The organism is Arthrobacter sp. KNU40 (genome assembly GCF_051515115.1).
GTDB lineage: Bacteria > Actinomycetota > Actinomycetes > Actinomycetales > Micrococcaceae > Arthrobacter.
On sequence record NZ_CP195850.1, the window covers coordinates 509,390 to 527,399 of the forward strand.

Genomic DNA, 18,010 nt, shown 5'->3' on the forward strand with positions numbered 1-18,010 from the left:
GCCATGACGTCCGCCGTGCTTTCGACCCAAACACTCACCTCGGAACTCCTTCGCGCCTGGGCGTGGCACCGACAGGGCCTGGACGGTTCCTTCGCCGGCAAGACGTCCGAGGAAGTCCTGGACCGCGCCGGCTGGGCCCGCTCCGTGGGCGGCGCCAACCCCTACCTGACGCTTTTCGCCCGGGCCGGGATCCGGCGCGAACAGGTCGATCGCGACGTCGCCGAGTTGAGAATCCACGAGCTCCCCACGGCCCGCGGTTGCACCTACGTCCTCGGCCGAAAGGACTTTGCGTGGGGACTCCAAGTCGGCCGGGAGGCCGCGGCGGCGCCATTCAAGGTCCTGGCCCGGCTCGGCGTCGAACGCGGTGAGATCACCCTCCTCGAAGAGCAAGTGCTGCACACCCTCATGGAATCCAGCGACCCCATGGACCCGAAGCAGCTCAGGGACGAGCTTGGCGAGTCCGTCCGCAGCCTTGGCGAAGAAGGCAAGAAGAAGGGTGCGTCAACCACCCTCCCCACCGCGCTGGGCCTCCTCCAAGCCGACGGACGCATCCGTCGCGTCCCCGTCAATGGCCGCCTCGACCAGCAACGCTACGCCTACACCTCATGGGCGCTGCCGCCCAGCTCCCTCGACGACGACGCCGCCCGCGCGCTTTTGATCGAACGGTATCTGCGCTGGACCGGCGGAGCGACGTTCAAGCAGAGCCAATGGCTAACGGGTTTCACCGTCGCGCAGAGCAAGGCGGCGCTGGCCGCCGTCGGCGCCGTCGAAGTGACCACGGAGGCAGGCGAGTCGCTCTGGATGCTGCCCGACGACGTCGAGCACCTTTCCGCGTTTACGGCACCACGGGAGGAGCAGATCCAGCTTCTGGCCGGGACGGACTCTTTGGTGCTGTTGCGCAGGAACTCGGCGGACATGCTCGCCGAGCGGGATCGGGGCCGGAAGGTTATGGACACCACGCTGGCGCTTCAGGCTGACCTGTCCGACCACCCGATCCTGGACCGGGGAAGGATCATCGGGCTGTGGCAATACGATCCGGGCAAGGAGCGGATCGCCGCCTGGACGTTTGACAAGCCCAGCGCGGCCGTCACGCAGCGGATCAGTGAGGTGGAGAGCTGGATCCGCGAGGACCTGGGGGATTTCCGCTCGTTCAGCCTGGACTCACCGGCATCGCGGCAGAAGCGCATCGACGCCTTGGACAAGGCGAACGCCGCGAACGCCTGACACCGGGCTTCGCTTGGGGCAGGTTCAGTCCACCCAGAATCCGGAGAACTCCCCGGTGGCTTGCGTGAAGGTGGCATCCACGTGTTTTACGCGGCCCGGGGCATCCCGGGATTGCAGCCATTCCAGCAGGGAATCGACGGCTTCGCGATCACCTTCGGCGATCACCTGCACCGAGCCATCCAACTGGTTGGCCGCCTCCCCGGTCAGTCCGAGCATTCGGGCCTGGTGCATTGTCGAGTAGCGGAAACCGACGCCCTGGACGCGGCCGGTCACCATGGCCGTGACCCGCACCGGGGAACTCATGCGGCACCCGATCCATATGGCCGCGTGATTGCCTCCAGGAAATGCCCGTCCGGATCCGCGAAGTAGACGCCGCGTCCGCCGTCGTTGTGGTTGATCTGCTGGGCGCGGGACCGCGCAGGGTCCGCCCAATAGGGGATTCCCTCGGCCTGGATCCTCGCGAAGATCCCGTCGAAGTCGTCCTCACTGACCAGAAACGCGTAGTGCTGCGGCGAGACGGGCCGGTCCGCCGTGGCGAAATCGAGGGCTACTCCATGGGCAAAGGACACAGTCATGAAGGACCACATGGGCTGCGGACTCGGCAGGCCAAGTACCTTGGCGAGGAACTCCGCCGAACGGCGTTTGTCCGTCGCGTAGACGATGGTGTGGTTGAAAGAGACGGTCATGAGGTCCTCCTCAGATGTGCTGCCTGAGACCATCTGACGTCCAACACCTCACAATTTCAAGGGCGCCTTTTCATCGGGATTCGTAGACGTATCGGCAAGAATGGATCTCCGCCCGTGAGACGGCGTTGTGAGCGCGCTGAGGGTCAGCGTTGCCAGAAGAATGAAGAACGGAACGTACAGGTAGAGGTATCGTGGCCGCGTTTCGAAAAACAGGAGAAATAGAGTCAACGCGAGCAAAGACCAACGCATGATTGCTGCGCTGGACGTCAGAAGCCGCGGTGACCGCACGCGCATGGGCATTGCGACCAGGAAGAGCAATGCCAGCCAACCGGACTGCCAGACGCCTGTCATCAGGTCAAAGTGGGCGCCGTTTCCCCAGAGGTAGTCCTTGATCTGGTTGCTGAGCGGATCTTTGATCGGGAAGGGATCCTTCTGATTCAAAAGGAGTCCTTCTCCCCAGGTATGAAAACTCCCATCGCCAAACGTCCACACGGCCTTGCGGTCAATGAATTGCAGGTAGCCCGGATATCCCATATCCGTTACGCGCTGGGCGTACACTTCAAGGCCGTGCTGGTAGCGCTCAGTTGGATCTTGAATCGCCGCAGTGGCGTTCACATCCGATTGCGTGAACGCGCCAATCCCGGTTGCTCCCATCATGAGGAAATGCGTCCACGGAAAGGCCTTGGTGTTCTGATCGACGTTGAAACCGACATAAGACTGGGCTTTGATGTCTACCCACATTGCCGTGTTTGTGGCGGTGAACCCGATTGCCGTCGCCACCAGAACCCCTGCCAACGCACGCAACTTATGCAGGGCGCTCTTGTTGCGGAAAAGATATTCGAGTGCGTAAACACCAACTATCGCTGCGGTTGCGAATGCGGCGGTCGGTTTGAGGTTATAACCCACCGCCGTGACGGCGCCAAGCAGCGTCCAAAGGACAAGTTTGACCTGCCACCTGCCCGCCCGCACCGCCTTGAGATGGATGTATAAGAGCAACACTGGAAAGAGAATGCCCACGCTGTCGGAGTAGACAACTGAGATGTACGGGGAGAGCACGAGGTAGAGCGCAGATGGGAGAAGCGTGAAGACGGCGGCACCTTCGTTGACAAGTTGCCGTGCACACAAATAGGTGAGCAGGATTGCCGTGCACAACACCACGCAATTGAGGACGATCGCCGCGTAGAGGAGCCCGCCCGAGGGGACACCCAGGGCCACCATCACTTGGGAGTACCTCGTGAGCGCGACCGTGATCGCCAGGTTGTTCGGGTACATGTTGAAGTAGTCGTAGATGGTGGACTTGCTGCCATCGGCGACGCCGAACGCGCTCTCTGCAACCGCGCCAGCGTCCCACCCGGGCATGACCTGCAACGCGTACCCGAGCCTCAACTGCACCAAAAGGGCAAGGATCATGGCGACAGAGAGGAATGCGGGACGGACCCATCGCGGCGCGGTTTCGAGTCGGCGGCCAAAAGCCGCTGAGGCTCTATACAACGGGGGAAGAACGAAGAGCACGAACAAGGCGCCACAACCCGTAAGCGCATAGTTGTAGTTGGCGATGTGCGGGGAGGGCCAGAACAGCACCCCAAGCAGTATGAAGGCGAGCATTCCGCAAAAGATCAGGCCAGGGGCTGCGGACAGCTTATGGTGCCTAACGGGTTCTTCGCGCCATCCGCGGATCCGGCAGGCCAACTCCGAGTAGAATCCGAACGTGGTCCGGGCGCCAACCACAGCTATGAAGACGCCGAACGCGGCCAGTATCTGGAATGCCCGGGACGGCATCAGGGTCGGCGCGATGAATCCGGAAACCAGAGCCGCGAACACCGCGGAACCGAGCCAGATCCACGTCGACAACTTCACTTTGGGCGGGTTCCGCGTAACGGCCTGCTCTGGAGCCTCGAGGACGGGCCGGGCTTGGGTCTCAGGCATTGGATGCCTCCGGCTGAACTTTGCTCTCGTGGAAAACCCAAAGACGCATCAAGGTGTAGGTGAGCGTAGCTACGCAAGCGATCGCGAACAGCTGAACCAGGAGTTGGGGCATTCTGGCGACATCCACGAAGAACCACAACAGTGCGGCGTTCAGCGTAAAACCTGCGGCATTGACTACGAGGAACCTGAGGATCGCGGGTCCCGATTTGCCCTCGTGCTTAAAGGTGAAGGACCGGTTGCCAAAGTAGCTGATGACCATTCCGGTGCAGTAACTGACGGCCATAGCTGGAATAGCAGGCGTCCCAAGCAAGGACAGGACAGCGAAGATCGTGTACCCGACAATATTGTTGACAATGCCTACCACGGCAAACTTTCCCGTGGATTCGAGCAGCCTTGCACGGGGCGACTTCATTCCGCCTCCGCTTCCGAGATGGCCGGTGTTGCTCTGCGGTCGGTGGCGCCGTATATGGCCCGGACCCCGTACAACGGCCGGTTCTGAACCTCCGTGTAGATGCGCCCGATGTATCCACCCAGGATGCCGAGCATGATGAGCTGCAAGCCGCCCACAAAGAGGATCGACGTGACAATGAACGTCCATCCTTCCACCACGGTGTTCGGAGAAAACACCTTCATGAGCACGGCATACGCGATGCCAACGACGCTCAGCAACGCTGTGATCATGCCGATTCTGGAGATCAAGGTGAGGGGGAACGTGGAGAAACCGAAGACGCCATCCGCGGCCAATTTGAGCATCTTTCCCAGCGGATATCCGGACTTTCCATTGAGGCGTTCGTCGCGGTCAAATTGGACGGCGGCCTGATTGAATCCAACGTAGCTGACCATCCCGCGAATAAAGCGGTCGTGTTCGCGGAATTTCTTTATTTCATCAACTACTACGCGGTCAAGCAGCCGAAAATCACCCGTATTGGCCGGGATTTCGATTGATGCAATGCGCCTGAGCATTACGTAGAAAGCCCAAGCGGTGAACCTCTTGAACGTGGTGTCTTTGCGAGTCCGGCGTTGCGCATACACGACATCGAACCCCTCCTCCCACCGAGAGATCAGTTCCAGGCTGACTTCTGGAGGATCCTGGAGGTCGCTGTCCATGATGATCACGGCATCGCCGGTTGCTGCGTCGATGCCCGCTGTTACGGCGACCTGGTGGCCATAATTACGAGCGAAATCGATGACCAGTATGCGGCGGTCCGTCATCTGCAGGTCCCGAAGCAGCTCCAGGGAATTGTCTTTGCTGCCATCGTTGACGAAAACAAGCTCGATATCGTAGTCGAGGCCTGCTGTAGTTTCGGAGATCACGTCATAAAGGCGACGGATGTTTCCGGACTCGTTGAAGATGGGAAAGACATATGAAATGGACTTTCGCCCGCCGCTGTGCGTCATTATCGGTCGTTTCTGAAGGCCGCAGACATGGACGACTGCGTATGGAACTGTTGCCATATCAGGTTAGCGTAACGTCTGGATAATCAAACGGTAGGCGGATCCCGGATGGCTGTTACTTCCGGTGGGCTGCGAAGAAATCCCGGAGCAAGGCTGAACATTCCTCTTCGCGCACGCCCGCGTAGACCTCTACCCAGTGGTTGAGCCTGCGTTCCCGCAAAATATCGAACACGGATCCGGCGGCACCGGCCTTCTCATCCCAGGCGCCGAAGACCACCCGCGGAATCCGTGCCAGCACAATGGCTCCGGCGCACATTGCGCAGGGCTCCAGCGTCACGACGAGGGTGCAGTCCTCGAGTCTCCAGCCGTCTCCGCCTTCGCCAAGCTCCAGGGCGTGGCGTTGCAGGGCGGCGGCCGCCTCACGGATGGCGACAATCTCGGCGTGCGCGGTCGGGTCGCCGTGCGCTTCCCGTTCGTTCCGCCCGGCACCCAGCACGCCGCCGTCGGGTCCCAAAACGACAGCGCCGATCGGCACATCCTCCGTATCCAGCGCCAGCCGGGCCTCGTCCAGGGCCAGACCCATCCAGGCCGCGTGCTCTGCGTGATAAGGCTCGTTGGTGCTCATGCCTCAATGATAGTTTTGGAGTCATGCGCACACTCGTCGTGGACCACCCGCTGGTCGCTCACAAGCTCACCGTTCTGCGGGATAAGAACACTCCTTCACCGGTCTTCCGGCAACTCACCGAAGAACTCGTCACTTTGCTGGCCTACGAGGCCACCCGCGAGGTCAGGACCGAAGCGGTAGAGATCGAAACCCCGGTCACCAAGGCGATCGGTACCGCCTTCACGAAGCCGACGCCGCTTGTGGTTCCCATCCTGCGCGCAGGCCTCGGCATGCTCGAGGGCATGACCAAGCTGGTTCCCACTGCCGAGGTGGGCTTCCTGGGCATGGCCCGCGACGAAGAAACCCTGGACATCATCACCTACGCCGAGCGCCTCCCCGAGGACCTGACGGGCCGCCAGATCTTCGTGCTGGACCCCATGCTCGCCACTGGCGGCACCCTGCGCGAAGCCATCAAGTTCCTCTTCAAGCGCGGCGCTTCGGACGTCACATGCATCTGCCTGCTCGCAGCCCCGGAAGGCCTGGCCAAGCTCGAAGAAGAGCTTTCCGACGCCAACGTCAAGATCGTCCTCGCCTCGATCGACGAGAGGCTCAACGAAAAGGCCTACATCGTTCCGGGCCTGGGCGACGCCGGAGACCGCCTCTACGGCGTGGCCGGCTAGCGAGTCCGTCCGCGTGGGCCCGCAGCCCACGGTCTCGGCGGCTAGCTACTAACCCACCCGGCGCTGGGCCTTGCTTGCCTTGAGCACCATGGGAAGTTTGGACCGCAGGGTGCACTCAAGCAACTCCTCCGCGGTCTCGTCCTGCTCGTAGACTTCCGGCAGCCGGATGCCGATCAGGGTGTTCATGAGCATGCCCTGCGCAAGGAAGTCGCGGGAGGTTTCGGGGGACAGCCCCGCTTCGTCCCGCACCAGGCGATAAATGTCCAGGAATCCTTCCCGCGCCCGTGCCCCGATGGCGGGTTCATGGCCTGCCACGAAAGCCTGCATCAGCATCATGAGGATCCCGCGGTCCTCCACCAGATCCGCGTAGGCGATGGCCATGAGCTGCTTGAGCTGTTCCGGACGGCCGCTGCCGGCGGCAGGATCAAGGTGCTGCAATTCTTCGGCGAGTTCTCCGGCGTCGTAGGCCGCGATGACGTCGCGAAACGCGCGCATCAACTTGCCGTGGGCGCGGTCCAGGGCCTCCAGGAACAGGGTCTCCTTGGTGCCGAACATCCGCACGACATACGGCTGGCTGATGCCCGCAGCCTTTGCCACCTGGTCTGTGGTGGAACCGGCGTAGCCGCGCTCGGCGAAGACGCCCGTGGCGGCTTCCAGGATCAGTTCACGCCGTTGCGCCGCAGGTATGCGTTCGGCAGTTGCCTGGCTGCTTGAGTCCGTTCCAGGGGCGCCTGTGCCCATTGTTTTCTTCACCACACTTGACATGTTATCAGTCGATAACTAACTTTGGCTTTAAGTAATCATTCGATTACAACATCCCAAAAATAGCGGCATCTCAGCGACCCCGTGGAGCCATCATGAAACGCACTATTCCCGTCTGGCTGGCCATTGTGGCGGCCTCCCTGCCCGTCTTCATGGCCACCCTGGACAACCTGGTGGTCACCAACGCACTGCCCGTCATGCACAAGGCCCTCGGCGCGAGCGTCGAAGAACTGCAGTGGATCGTCAATGCGTACTCCCTGAGCTTCGCGGCGTTCATGTTGCTGGCCGTCGGCCTGGGGGACCGCTTTGGCCGCCGCCATGTGTTCATCGCGGGCCTTGCCATCTTCACCCTCGCTTCCGCAGCGGCAGCCGTCAGCACCGATCCGTGGCAGCTCATTGCTGCCCGCGCCGTCCAGGGCGTTGGTTCCGCGGCGCTCATGCCGCTATCGCTCACCCTGCTGGTGGGTTCGGTCAGCGACAAGCTGCGCCCGCTCGCCATCGGCATCTGGGGTGGAGTCTCCGGCCTGGGTGTCGCCCTGGGACCGCTCATCGGAGGCGCAGTCGTGGAAGGCTGGAGCTGGGAGGCGATCTTCTGGCTCAACGTGCCTATCGGCATCGTGTCGATTCCGCTGGCGCTCTTCGCGCTGCCGAACAGCTTCGGCGCACGCGTCCGCGCCGACGTCGTAGGCCTTCTTCTCTCCGGACTGGGCCTCCTGGCGCTCGTCTTCGGCATTGTCCGAGGGAACGACGCCGGCTGGTCCAGTGCCGAAGTCCTCGTCGGCTTGATCGGTGGCGGGGTCCTGCTGCTTGCCTTCGTTCTGTGGGAATCCCGGGTCGCCGCGCCGTTGCTTCCGCTCCGGCTGTTCCGCGACCGCAGCTTCACCGTGGCCAACCTGATCGGCCTGACCTTCAGCTTCGGGATCTTCGGGTCCGTCTTCATCCTCATCCAGTTCCTGCAGGTGGTGCAGGGCCACGGACCCCTCGCAGCCGGCGTCATGACGATGCCCTGGACGTTGGACCCCATGTTCGTCGCACCGCTGGCGGGCCTGCTGGCACCGCGGCTTGGCACCAGGACCCTGATGATCGCGGGCCTCGCGCTGCTCACAGCGGGCATGTTCTGGCTGGCCGGGGTCCTTTCCGCGACCGTCCCGTACGAAACCCTGGTGCCAGGCTTCATTGCGGCAGGAATCGGCATGGGCCTGGTTTTCGCCCCGATGTCGACGGCGGTTCTCGCCAACATGCACGCCGAGGACCACGCGAAGGCGAGCGGCACCAACTCCACGCTCCGGGAGATCGGGGTAGCACTGGGCGTAGCCGTCCTGACGGCAGTCTTCACGGGAGCCGGCGGCAAACTCACGCCCACGGGCTATGTGGACGCGGCCATTCCCGCCGTCTACGTGGGTGCATCCGTGCTGGTCCTTGCCACCGTGGTGGCGTGGCTCCTTCCATCCCGCGCCGGCGCACGCAGCCTGGCGGCTCAAGCAGAAGCCGGCGTGGGCACCTGGGGAGGCGCCGCCGTCGAACTCGTCAACGCGGGGTCACTTACGGCCCAATTCGAGCAGCAACATGGGCCGTAAGTGACCCCGCGTTGTGCTCCGCCCCCTACCGGTTTTCGGGCTCCGCCGATAGCCTTTGGCGCATGGACTGGAAACTTGAACTTGTGTTTGTCCCTGTGTCCGATGTGGACCGCGCCAAGGATTTCTACGTCAACAAAGTGGGCTTCAACGCCGACTACGACGAGCGGCCCATGGACGGCATCCGCTTCGTCCAGCTGACTCCGCCTGGCTCGGCCTGCTCCATCTGCATCGGCGAGGGCCTGAACGACGCCCCTCCAGGCACCGCCCCCAGCCTGCAGATGGTGGTGGGTGACATCCAGGAGGCCCACAGCCAACTCAAGGCCAACGGCGTGGAAGTCAGCGACATCGACATCCAGGATTGGGGCCACTTCGTGTACTTCGCCGATCCGGACGGCAACAAGTGGGCCGTCCAGTACATCCCCAACAGGCCCAACGGCTAGGACTCACACCGTAAGAGTTGGGCCGCGGACCACCTTCAACGGCAGGATGGATGGATGAACCTGCCTGCTGAAGCCGTGAAGACCCTGACCGTCCGGGCTGTCCTCTTCGATATGGACGGAACCTTGGTGGACTCCACCGCCATCGTGGAGCAAGTGTGGAGCGAATTCGCCGGCCGGTACGGACTGGACATCGAAGAGATCCTGCGGACTTCACACGGGGTCCAGGCCAAGGACACGGTGCGCCGTTTCGCCCCGGCCGGAGCTGACCTCGACGCGCTCGCGGAGGAGCTCGGCGAGATGGAACGGACCCGGACGGACGGAATCGTGGCGTTGCCCGGAGCAGCGGAACTGCTGCGGTCCTTGCCTGCCGATACCGTCGCCATGGTCACCTCGGCCGATCGGATCCTCGCCGGGGTGCGCATGCAGGCAGCCGGACTCGAGATGCCCGCAACCACTGTCACCTCCGAGGCAGTGACCCGCGGCAAACCTGACCCGGAAGGCTACCTCAGGGCAGCCGCGCTGCTGGGTGCCGAGCCTGCCGACGTCGTCGTCTTCGAAGATGCCCCGGCGGGTATCGCTTCCGCCCTTGCGGCCGGCATGCGGACCGTGGTGGTGGGCAACGCCGGCGGCGAGGCGGCGGATGGGCTGTGGCAGATCACGGACTACTCAGCGGTCACTGCCACGGCCGGTCTGGACGCTTCGGGCCGCCGGGTAATCGAGCTCCGGTTCTAGCGTCAGCGGGCTGGATGCGGGCCGGACGGGTCCTGTCGTCCCCCTGAGGACGAGGGTTCCCTCGAAGATGATCCTCGCCCCGGTCAGGCTGGTTGAGCCTGGGTTCTCGGAGAGAGCGGCGACGGCGCGTCGGGCTGCTGCACCGACGTTGACCGCGATCGTCGAAAGGGCAGGAAACGTTGTGGTTGCTAGGGTGTCGTCGCATCCGATGACGCTCAAGTCCTTCGGGACGTCCACGCCTGCGGCAGCGAATCCGCCCATTAGGCCGTGCGCGATGACGTCGTCAAAAGCGATGACTGCCGTGGCTCCGGACGCTGCCACCGAATCGCTGAGAGCCTTCGCGGCTTCGTAGGTGCCCGGATCCGCGCTGAAATGCGTCACCTCGAGGGCATGGGCCTTCGAGAAGTTGTCCACAGCCGAGCGACGCTGCTTGTTTGCCCATGATTGTGGTGGCCCGCCGACGTAGGCGATGCTGCGGTGGCCGAGCTCGGACAGGTGCGTCAGCGCGGAGCGGATGGCCGCGCTGGTGTCCAGGAGTATCCGGTAGGTCTCCTGAATATCGCGGTTGATGAAGGCCACGCGCTGGGAATCGGCGATCTGCCGGATGCGGGACGAAACGAGCCGGGAAGACACGACGATCAACCCTTCGACCTGGGGTGCCATCCGTGAGATGAGGCGGTCTTCCCGGGTGGGGTCTTCATCCGTATCCGCCAAGAACACGGATAGCCCGAGGTCGCTCGCATAGTTTTGGGCCGCCCGGACCAGAGGAGGGAAGAATGGGTTGGCGATGTCCGGCACGATGAGTCCGATGGCGCCGGCGCGTCCTGTCGAGAGGGCGCGTGCGTGATGGTTCGGTACGTACCCGGCGGCTTCGGCCGCTTTTTGAACCATTGCCACCGTCTCCGGCTTGAGCAGGTTTGGCCGGGTAAAGGCCCTCGACACGGTTGAGGGAGCGATGCCGAGTTCGGCCGCCAGCTGGGTGATGGTTGGACGTCCCGTCATTGGAGCTCACCCGCGAGTTCCAACGCGGCCTGGATCAGCGCTTCGGCACTGCCAGGCGCGAAGGGGGCCGGCATGCCGTAGTAGCGGTGCGCGTCCTCCACCTCGTATCCTCCGAAGTCATATTCATCAGCGGTTGGGAAGTATCCTGGGCACCCGTTGGTGTAGCCGGTGACGAAGACGGGCCCCTCGACGCGGGAGGCGATGGCTTCCGTTGCGGCCAGGAATGGTTCTCCGGGTAATCCTACGAGGGTCAGGCCCTGCCAGTTGAAGACGCTCAGCGGGGCGTCCCAGGACATTTCCTCTTCGGGACTGCGGTCATTGGCCCATTGCACCCACACGTTGAGAAGGGATCGCCGGCCCGGATCGGCCGAAACCGCGTCGGCCCCCCACTGCCGGCTCAACTCGGCGGGCGAAACGGCGTCGCGCGAATTCATTGCGACGCTGATGGTCCTCCGGGCTGCCGTGGTCTGCCGGGAACCGGAACCAAAGACGGGCAGCAGCGGGGTACTCAACACGGATGCGGCGACATGTTCTCCGATCTTGCGCGCCTGCCCCATCGTCCTGCCAGCTGAGCCGGATAGCGAGTACGACGCGTCAGCAGCATGGCCGGAGTTGATGTCCCCGGGGGTCCCGGGCAGGAAAAGTGCAACCGAGCCGGGGTAACGCTCCTCCAGGACGCTCCTGGTGAACGCCGGGTAATCGCCGCTGATGAGCCGGTTTTCCGGACCCAGAACTACCGGGTGGCAAGGATAGAGAACCAGCCAGGCAATCATTTGTCCGGCTGCGTCGCTGAAAGAGGCAAGCTGGACCGGCGGATCCACGGTGCGTTCAGGATGGCGGCGGTTCCTGGCAACATCCACTCCCCGCGATTCGCCGTACCGCAGGGTCGCCGGCCGCCGGGAGGCCACGGCAGCCTCCGTGGCCTCGCGGCAAGCCAGGACGATCTCCTCCAAGAGCGCCGGGTCATGGCCCCCGAGCCGGCCCGGCATGACGCACGGACCTGCGTGGGTATGCGTCGCGGTGATTGCCACACGCTCCGGCGCAACTGGCAAGTCGTGTGCGATCCGCGTGCACGTGTCTTCATGGAGGCCGCAGACATCCACAGTGATCCAGCAGGTGTCATCGACAGCCAGCGCCCGGACGGTCAGGGGATCGTGGACGCCGGTACTCGGTTCCGTCCTCGCTGCGAATCCGGCCATCGGCGTCCCAACCGGCGGCGAGATCTCGACGACGACGGCGCCCACCCGCAGGACCCCCTGCTGGGGTTGGCTGGTACTCATTCCGGTTCGCCCGATACCTTTCGACCGCCTTGGATAACCGCGGAAATGGTCCCGGCTTCGGGTAAGTCCGCGGTGATCAGGACAAAGTCTGCCGGGGAACCCACATGAAGGTGGCCGAGCCCAGGCCGGGTACCCGGGATCACCCGGGCGGGCGTGGACGTCACCATTTTGAGGGCTTCCGATAGATCCAGGCCGACGTTTCGGATCACGTTGCGGAAACCGTCCGGGAGGGTCGCGGCGGCCCCTGCGAGCAGATCCGTGCCCACGTGGGAGAGCCTCCCACCGGGAGCGAGGTCCACCAGGCCGCCCACGGAAGTGCGGTGGCGGCCAGGCTCGCTGCCGGCCAGTGCGGTGCTGTCCGAAACCAGATAAGCGCGTTCGGGGGTCTTGGCCCTGATCATGACTTTCAGCGTATCGCCGGGCAAGTGGTGGCCATCCGCTATGAGTCCCGCCGTGAGGCGGTCATCAGCGAGCTGGGTCCACAGGGCATTCGGGTGCCTGGGCAATGTAGTGGCGATTCCGTTGCCCAGATGGGTCGCCAGGCTGGCTCCCGCGGTGATGGCAGCCGTGATCTGTTCAGGACTCGCGTGCGTGTGTCCGATGGCCACTTCGACGCCGAGTTCGCGGATTTGGGCGATCTGGACCGGCGCGTCGGGGGTATGCGGAGAAACGGTGACGATGCCGACCATTCCGCTTGCGCGAAGCCAGCGCCGGACCTCCTCAACGTCCAACGGGCGAACGAAGCGGGCGTCGTGGACGCCCCGGGGACCGTCCTGGTCCGAGATGAAGGGGCCTTCGATATGGACGCAGGGGATGGCTGACCTGGTGCTTGGATCAATGTCGCAGGCCCGCTTGATCTGTTCGAGCGCGCCGGTGATTGCCTCTTCGGACGCTGTAACAATGGTCGGCACCCATGTCGTGACGCCCAGCTTCGCCAGCTCCGCGCTCAAGTTGATGATGGTTTGCGGCGTGATGTCGGGGGCATTGACATCCATTCCGCCGTAACCGTTGACCTGGCCATCGATGAATCCCGGCGCGATGACGGGCAGCCCCTGGTCAGGGTCGATCTCCCGCACCGACAGGATGGTCGTGTCGTAGGCGATTTCTATGTTGATCCCCCGGTGCGGGTCTTTGCCCACGATCTTTTTGGGGTGTGTCACAGCTTGCGTACCCGTCCTTTGAAACGTGAAATGAACTGCTGGTTGGCTTCGTCCCCGCCGGGAGCATTTCCTGATCTCCACAATGGCGGCTCAATGCCGACTTCGTTCAGCTTGCTGATGGTGGACATCATGAGCCAGTTCAGGGTGAAGGCGTTGGCGAACGTGGACACGGCGGCCGTCTTTTCGACCGCCCCGGGAACCGTCATGACAGCGTCCCCGACCGGAACCTTCGTGTCGATGTGGTGGTCGACGACGTCGTGCAGGTTCAGTTTTTGCGGATGCCGTGCGGGATGGTCACTGGCTGTTTCCTCTGCGTGCTCCCGCGAGGAAACTCCGATGGTCTTGACCGATCTTCCACGCGCTGTCAGGGCCGCGTCGATGAGCGCACTATTGATGCCGTACGCGTTGACCAGGATCAAGAGGTCCCCTGGTCCGAGGCCCGCGTCCTCAATGACGATCCGGCCGTAACCCGGCGTCCGTTCCATGGCCATTGAGCGGAGGGCGCCGCTGGAGAGCAAGGTGCCTTCGTCCAAAATGGCGGAGACGTGCATCAGTCCGCCTGCCCGGAAGAACACTTCCTGGCTTGCCAGGTTCGAATGACCGCCGGGACCGTAGATGTGGACCAGTTCGTCCTTGGCCACCTGGGCCGCGAGAGTGCCCGCCGCGACGCTGATGTTTTCGGCTTCTTCCAGACGGATTCGCCCGAGGAGCTCGGTGATTTTTCCGAGGTAGTCCTGCGAGAGCTGCTCACTTGCGTTCATCGCGGATCGGATTCGGCGTCGAGGTAGATGGTGACGTTTGGGTGCGTGCGCAGGGCAGTACCGGGGTGGTCGCCGCTGACCGACTGGTTCAGCGTGTTGTGCACGGCTGTCCTTTTGGCACGGCCGGGCACGGAGGCGATGATTTCGGAGGCGTGCAGCAATCGTGGGATGGAGACCGTGATCGCGCGCTGCGGAACGTCGTCGAAACTGGCGAAATGACCTTCGTCCACTTGTTGCTGGCGACTGACGTGGTCCAGGTTGATGACGCGGGCTGGCAGCAGGTCGGCGAGGTCTGCCGGGGGATCGTTGAAGGCTAGATGGCCGTTGACTCCCAGTCCGAGCAGCACGAGGTCAAAGGGATCGTGGCCCATCAGCGTGCCATAGCGCTGTGCCTCGGCTTCGGCGGGGTTCCCCGGGTTGATGCGGTGAAAGGTGGTCGGGGGAAGGTGGCTGAAGAACTTTCGTTGCAGCCAGTTTCCGAACCCTTGGGGTGCGTCGGCCTCGAGCGCGAGGTAGTCGTCCATATGGAAGCACGTTATGCGGTTCCAATCGATACCGGGTTCCTGGACGAGCGCCTGAAGCGTTGCCTCCTGGCTGGGAGCTGCTGCAAGCATCAGCCGGACCTCCCGCTGGTTCCGGAGCGCCCTGCGTAGCGTTTCCGCCGCATGCTGGCCGGCATGTTTCCCCAAGGCTGCCCGGTCCGGGTGCGTGGAAACGGCGGGGCTGTAAGTGGTCTGTGCTGTCACGTGTGTGTCCTTCGGGTTTCTAGTTCAGTGGTCAGGAGGAGTGATCGGGCGATGTGGAAGGGGTCCTTGACGGGCAGCGCCACGATCTTGTCGAGGGGTTTCCCCTCGCGGTCGCGTATCTGCAGCCACTCCTGGCCGGAGGGGTCCGGAAATGTGTCGAGAGTGTAGGTCCAGATCCGCTCATGCCAGTCCAGGAGGTCTGGACGCCCGAAACGTTCGGCGAGCAGCCTGGTTGCGTAAAGGGCCTCCACCTGGACCCACCAGAGCTTGGTGTCCCACGTTTGGGTCACGAGGGTCTCGTAGGGGTCGTTGCTGAAGAGCCTGCCCCGCGGTTCTGCCCCGGTGCTGTCGACGTATCGGAAAACACCGCCCTTCTGCTCGTCCCAGCCCACTTCCAGGGCCTGGACGGCAAGGTCCGGTAGCCAGTCCGGAATATGAGGTGCAAGTTCAGGCATGATCTCGACGGCTTCCATGACCATCCAGAGCATCTCCAGCAGGTGACCGGGGGTTCGGTGCCGGGCCAGGAGCGTGTCCAGGTCATCGCTGCTGTCAGGCCGGTATTCCCACCAGGAGCCGGCCTTCCACATGCCTTCGGAGTTCGCGTCGCCGAGGAGCTGGGAAAGTGCGGCGCCGGCTGTTTGAGCGCTTTCGGCCGAGCCGCTGGCCAAATGCAGTTGGGCGCCCACGTTCAGCAGTAGCATCAACCCTGCCGCGTCCTTGAACCCCGCCCGGACGGGGTAAGGCTCGGACGGAGCGCTCCGCGCCTCGATCCTTTCTTCGGCGTGGGCGAGAAGTGCATGGGCTGATTGCAGCCACTCATCACGTTCCCGGCCTGCGGCTTGGGGAAGCCGGGCCGCGCCCGCCAGGCCCAAGGCGGCAAAGAGGTCGGCCAGGACGCTGACCGCGACCTCCCCTTGCGGACCGGACGGCAGCGCCTGCCCCTCAGCCGATGTGCGGTATGCCGTCATGCTGCCGTCCAGGATGGCGTGGGCTTGGATGAACCTGGCGGTCTCAATTGACAGAGCGGCCCACGGCCGGGGATTTTCCCCGATGATTCCGGCCTCGCTGTCCAGCGCAATCCTTGAGCAGAGCCAAGCCCAGCGGCCTTGGGACCACGTATATTTTTCGTTCGAAAGCAATCGCCCTGAGTTGGAAAAGCACGTGAAAACCCCGCCGTTCTCCCTGTCGACTGCGTTCTCAAGCCACCAGGGGAGGACGTCCTTAAGCAGCTGATCACGTATTTCGGACCCGATGGCGCTCATGCGACGGCGCTTTCAACTGGGAACGATGTGGCCGGCTCAAGGTCGCGGTCAAGGGACTCGACAAGGGCGTCGGAAGCCTCGTTGTGCCAAGGGCGCAGCCAGCCGAAGACGCAATAGACGATCGCGGAGGCAAGCACCGGGGCGGCCACGTTGATTGTCTGCGCACTGGCCGTACCCAGGCTCGCGATGGGAGCGGCCAAAACGTACTTTGCGAGTGCGAAAACGATCAAACCGGTGGCCCAGGAGAACAAGGCTGCCGAGGGACCGCAGCGCCGGAATGGCCGCAGCATCCCCAGCAGCATGGGAACGGCGATCGGCCCCACCAAGGCCCCGAACCAGAGGATTATCAGGCCCAGGACGCCGCCGAATGAATCCGCGCTAAGGGCAATGACCATGGACAAACCGATGAACAGGAACGTGGAAATCCGGCCACCCAGGAGTTCCGCACGCGAAGTCAGCGGCTGCCGGGAACCGCGCAATGCAGGGATGATGTCCCTGATAACGACGGCGGAAATCGCGTTGGCGTCCGAAGAGGTCATGGCCATGGTGTGTGAGAACATTCCTGCGACGACCAAGCCGACCAGGCCGGCTGGCAGCAGTTGCTGGGTCAGGAGCGCGTAAGCCTGATCGGGGTGCGTCAGATTTGGCAGGATCAGTGGCGCGGCCCACATGGGGAAGAAAAGGACCAGCGGCCACACGAGATAAAGGGCGCCCGAAAGCAGGACCGATTTGCGGGCCGCTGAGCCGGACGGAGCGGCAATGAAGCGTTGAGCGAGATTCCACGTACCTCCGTTGTAGGAAATCGTGCTGATGAGGCAGTAGGCGAGGAAGAACCCGATGGTGTAATCACCTGCGAATGGCTGCGAGTGGGAGGCGGGCAGACGGGACCAGATTCCCGCGATCGAGGAAACGCCCCCAAGCTTGGCCACGGCGAAGATGAGCATCGCAACGCCGGCTACGGACTGGATGATGAATTGGCCCATATCCGTCAATGCGTCGGCCCACAAGCCGCCGATGGTCGAATAGATGAGCGTGACCCCGCCGACGATCAGGATGCCAACGGCGATCGGAACCCCGGCGAACACGTTCAGGAGGATCGCACTGGCTGCCCACTTGGCCGCAACGTCGAAGATTTTCAATGCGGCACCGGACCAAGCCAGTACTTGCTGCGCGGGCAGGTTGTAGCGCGTGGCCAGGTATTCGAGCGGGGAGATGATCCCCAAGCGCTGCCTGAGACGCGGCCAGCGCGGGGCGAAGAAGAAAGCGCCAACAAGGCAGGCGATGGTGATGGTGAGCGCCCACCAGACATATAGCGCGAAACCGGTGGTGTAGGCGATGGCGGCGTACGCCACGAAGACAGCAGCCGAATATCCGGACATGTGGTGGGAAATCCCTGCCAGCCACCACGGCATCTTCCCGCCCGCTGTGAAGAAGTCGGCAGCGTTTTTCACTCTGCTCTTGGCCCACCAGCCGATCCCTATCATGACCACGAAATAGGCCCCTAAAACGAGCCAGTCAGCGAAATACATACATCCTCCTTGATGCAACGAAAGCTTGGAAATGGGATCTGCAGTGGCGTCCACTTTTCTCTGCAAACGTTTGCAAAACAAGGGTCTTTTTGAAAGTCTTCTTCCGGGCCCCCGCCGCCGCACCAAGGACTTCGACGGTGACAAGGTTGGCCCGGAGGACAGCAACAGACGGGCTATGGCAGATCGCCGATATTCCTCGATCGTTGCCACAGCCCGTCTGGAGGTTTCAGGGCGTCGGTCACCC

The 18,010-nt window shown here is 63.2% G+C and carries 19 protein-coding genes; 5 read left to right on the plus strand and 14 right to left on the minus strand.

Going from position 1 to position 18,010, the window contains the following annotated elements:
• Window positions 1-3: 3 nt before the first annotated feature.
• Window positions 4-1,224 (plus strand): DNA glycosylase AlkZ-like family protein, encoded by a 1,221-nt coding sequence (locus tag ACSKT0_RS02490; RefSeq protein ID WP_437772359.1) that lies wholly within the window; start codon window positions 4-6, stop codon window positions 1,222-1,224.
• A 24-nt stretch (window positions 1,225-1,248) separates the two neighbouring features.
• On the opposite strand, the gene ACSKT0_RS02495 is transcribed toward ACSKT0_RS02490, so the two are convergent.
• The 6 genes from ACSKT0_RS02495 to ACSKT0_RS02520 all read right to left on the minus strand — a co-directional run bounded on the left by ACSKT0_RS02495 (window position 1,249) and on the right by ACSKT0_RS02520 (window position 5,856).
• Window positions 1,249-1,527 (minus strand): acylphosphatase, encoded by a 279-nt coding sequence (locus ACSKT0_RS02495; protein WP_437772360.1) that lies wholly within the window; start codon window positions 1,525-1,527, stop codon window positions 1,249-1,251.
• Complete coding sequence (locus tag ACSKT0_RS02500; RefSeq protein ID WP_437772361.1) at window positions 1,524-1,910, minus strand: VOC family protein; 387 nt, start codon at window positions 1,908-1,910, stop codon at window positions 1,524-1,526. Before ACSKT0_RS02500 ends, ACSKT0_RS02495 begins: the two co-directional genes overlap by 4 nt.
• Window positions 1,911-1,958: 48 nt before the next feature.
• The gene (locus ACSKT0_RS02505) at window positions 1,959-3,836 is read right to left on the minus strand and encodes a glycosyltransferase family 39 protein (protein ID WP_437772362.1); all 1,878 of its coding nucleotides are present in this window, start codon (window positions 3,834-3,836) and stop codon (window positions 1,959-1,961) included.
• The gene (locus tag ACSKT0_RS02510; RefSeq protein WP_437772363.1) at window positions 3,829-4,248 is read right to left on the minus strand and encodes a GtrA family protein; all 420 of its coding nucleotides are present in this window, start codon (window positions 4,246-4,248) and stop codon (window positions 3,829-3,831) included. Before ACSKT0_RS02510 ends, ACSKT0_RS02505 begins: the two co-directional genes overlap by 8 nt.
• Window positions 4,245-5,234 (minus strand): glycosyltransferase family 2 protein, encoded by a 990-nt coding sequence (locus tag ACSKT0_RS02515; RefSeq protein ID WP_437772364.1) that lies wholly within the window; start codon window positions 5,232-5,234, stop codon window positions 4,245-4,247. Before ACSKT0_RS02515 ends, ACSKT0_RS02510 begins: the two co-directional genes overlap by 4 nt.
• Window positions 5,235-5,346: 112 nt before the next feature.
• On the minus strand, window positions 5,347-5,856 hold the full coding sequence (locus tag ACSKT0_RS02520) for a nucleoside deaminase (protein WP_345451423.1): 510 nt from the start codon (window positions 5,854-5,856) through the stop codon (window positions 5,347-5,349).
• A 23-nt stretch (window positions 5,857-5,879) separates the two neighbouring features.
• Between ACSKT0_RS02520 and upp the strand changes: the two genes are divergently transcribed.
• Window positions 5,880-6,515: a uracil phosphoribosyltransferase gene (gene upp, locus ACSKT0_RS02525; RefSeq protein ID WP_236815028.1), complete on the plus strand. Its 636-nt coding sequence runs from the start codon at window positions 5,880-5,882 to the stop codon at window positions 6,513-6,515.
• A 48-nt stretch (window positions 6,516-6,563) separates the two neighbouring features.
• Here upp and ACSKT0_RS02530 read toward each other — a convergent pair whose 3' ends face one another.
• Window positions 6,564-7,271 carry a TetR/AcrR family transcriptional regulator gene (locus ACSKT0_RS02530; RefSeq protein WP_437772365.1) on the minus strand — a complete coding sequence of 236 codons (708 nt, stop codon included), beginning with the start codon at window positions 7,269-7,271 and terminating at the stop codon, window positions 6,564-6,566.
• Between the two features lie 101 nt (window positions 7,272-7,372).
• On the opposite strand from ACSKT0_RS02530, the gene ACSKT0_RS02535 reads away from it, so the two are divergent.
• The 3 genes from ACSKT0_RS02535 to ACSKT0_RS02545 all read left to right on the plus strand — a co-directional run bounded on the left by ACSKT0_RS02535 (window position 7,373) and on the right by ACSKT0_RS02545 (window position 10,026).
• Window positions 7,373-8,854 carry an MFS transporter gene (locus ACSKT0_RS02535; protein WP_437772366.1) on the plus strand — a complete coding sequence of 494 codons (1,482 nt, stop codon included), beginning with the start codon at window positions 7,373-7,375 and terminating at the stop codon, window positions 8,852-8,854.
• 62 nt (window positions 8,855-8,916) lie between these two features.
• The gene (locus tag ACSKT0_RS02540) at window positions 8,917-9,294 is read left to right on the plus strand and encodes a VOC family protein (protein ID WP_234752415.1); all 378 of its coding nucleotides are present in this window, start codon (window positions 8,917-8,919) and stop codon (window positions 9,292-9,294) included.
• A gap of 54 nt (window positions 9,295-9,348) precedes the next feature.
• Entirely contained in the window at window positions 9,349-10,026 is a 678-nt protein-coding gene (locus tag ACSKT0_RS02545) for an HAD-IA family hydrolase (RefSeq protein ID WP_437772367.1), read from the plus strand.
• On the opposite strand, the gene ACSKT0_RS02550 is transcribed toward ACSKT0_RS02545, so the two are convergent.
• Genes ACSKT0_RS02550 through ACSKT0_RS02580 form a run of 7 tightly spaced genes read right to left on the minus strand, consistent with a single transcriptional unit; the run spans window position 9,961 to window position 17,766 of the window.
• Complete coding sequence (locus tag ACSKT0_RS02550) at window positions 9,961-11,028, minus strand: LacI family DNA-binding transcriptional regulator (protein WP_437772368.1); 1,068 nt, start codon at window positions 11,026-11,028, stop codon at window positions 9,961-9,963. The genes ACSKT0_RS02545 and ACSKT0_RS02550 overlap by 66 nt on opposite strands.
• Window positions 11,025-12,308: a neutral/alkaline non-lysosomal ceramidase N-terminal domain-containing protein gene (locus ACSKT0_RS02555; protein WP_437772369.1), complete on the minus strand. Its 1,284-nt coding sequence runs from the start codon at window positions 12,306-12,308 to the stop codon at window positions 11,025-11,027. Before ACSKT0_RS02555 ends, ACSKT0_RS02550 begins: the two co-directional genes overlap by 4 nt.
• Window positions 12,305-13,468, minus strand: a complete 1,164-nt coding sequence (locus ACSKT0_RS02560) for an N-acetylglucosamine-6-phosphate deacetylase (RefSeq protein ID WP_437772370.1) — start codon at window positions 13,466-13,468, stop codon at window positions 12,305-12,307. Before ACSKT0_RS02560 ends, ACSKT0_RS02555 begins: the two co-directional genes overlap by 4 nt.
• Entirely contained in the window at window positions 13,465-14,229 is a 765-nt protein-coding gene (locus ACSKT0_RS02565; RefSeq protein WP_437772371.1) for a sugar isomerase domain-containing protein, read from the minus strand. The genes ACSKT0_RS02560 and ACSKT0_RS02565 overlap by 4 nt, the downstream gene beginning before the upstream one ends.
• Complete coding sequence (locus tag ACSKT0_RS02570; protein ID WP_437772372.1) at window positions 14,226-14,975, minus strand: 6-phosphogluconolactonase; 750 nt, start codon at window positions 14,973-14,975, stop codon at window positions 14,226-14,228. The genes ACSKT0_RS02565 and ACSKT0_RS02570 overlap by 4 nt, the downstream gene beginning before the upstream one ends.
• Window positions 14,972-16,237, minus strand: a complete 1,266-nt coding sequence (locus ACSKT0_RS02575) for an AGE family epimerase/isomerase (protein ID WP_437772373.1) — start codon at window positions 16,235-16,237, stop codon at window positions 14,972-14,974. The genes ACSKT0_RS02570 and ACSKT0_RS02575 overlap by 4 nt, the downstream gene beginning before the upstream one ends.
• Entirely contained in the window at window positions 16,234-17,766 is a 1,533-nt protein-coding gene (locus tag ACSKT0_RS02580; protein ID WP_437772374.1) for a sodium:solute symporter family protein, read from the minus strand. The genes ACSKT0_RS02575 and ACSKT0_RS02580 overlap by 4 nt, the downstream gene beginning before the upstream one ends.
• Window positions 17,767-18,010 lie beyond the last annotated feature (244 nt).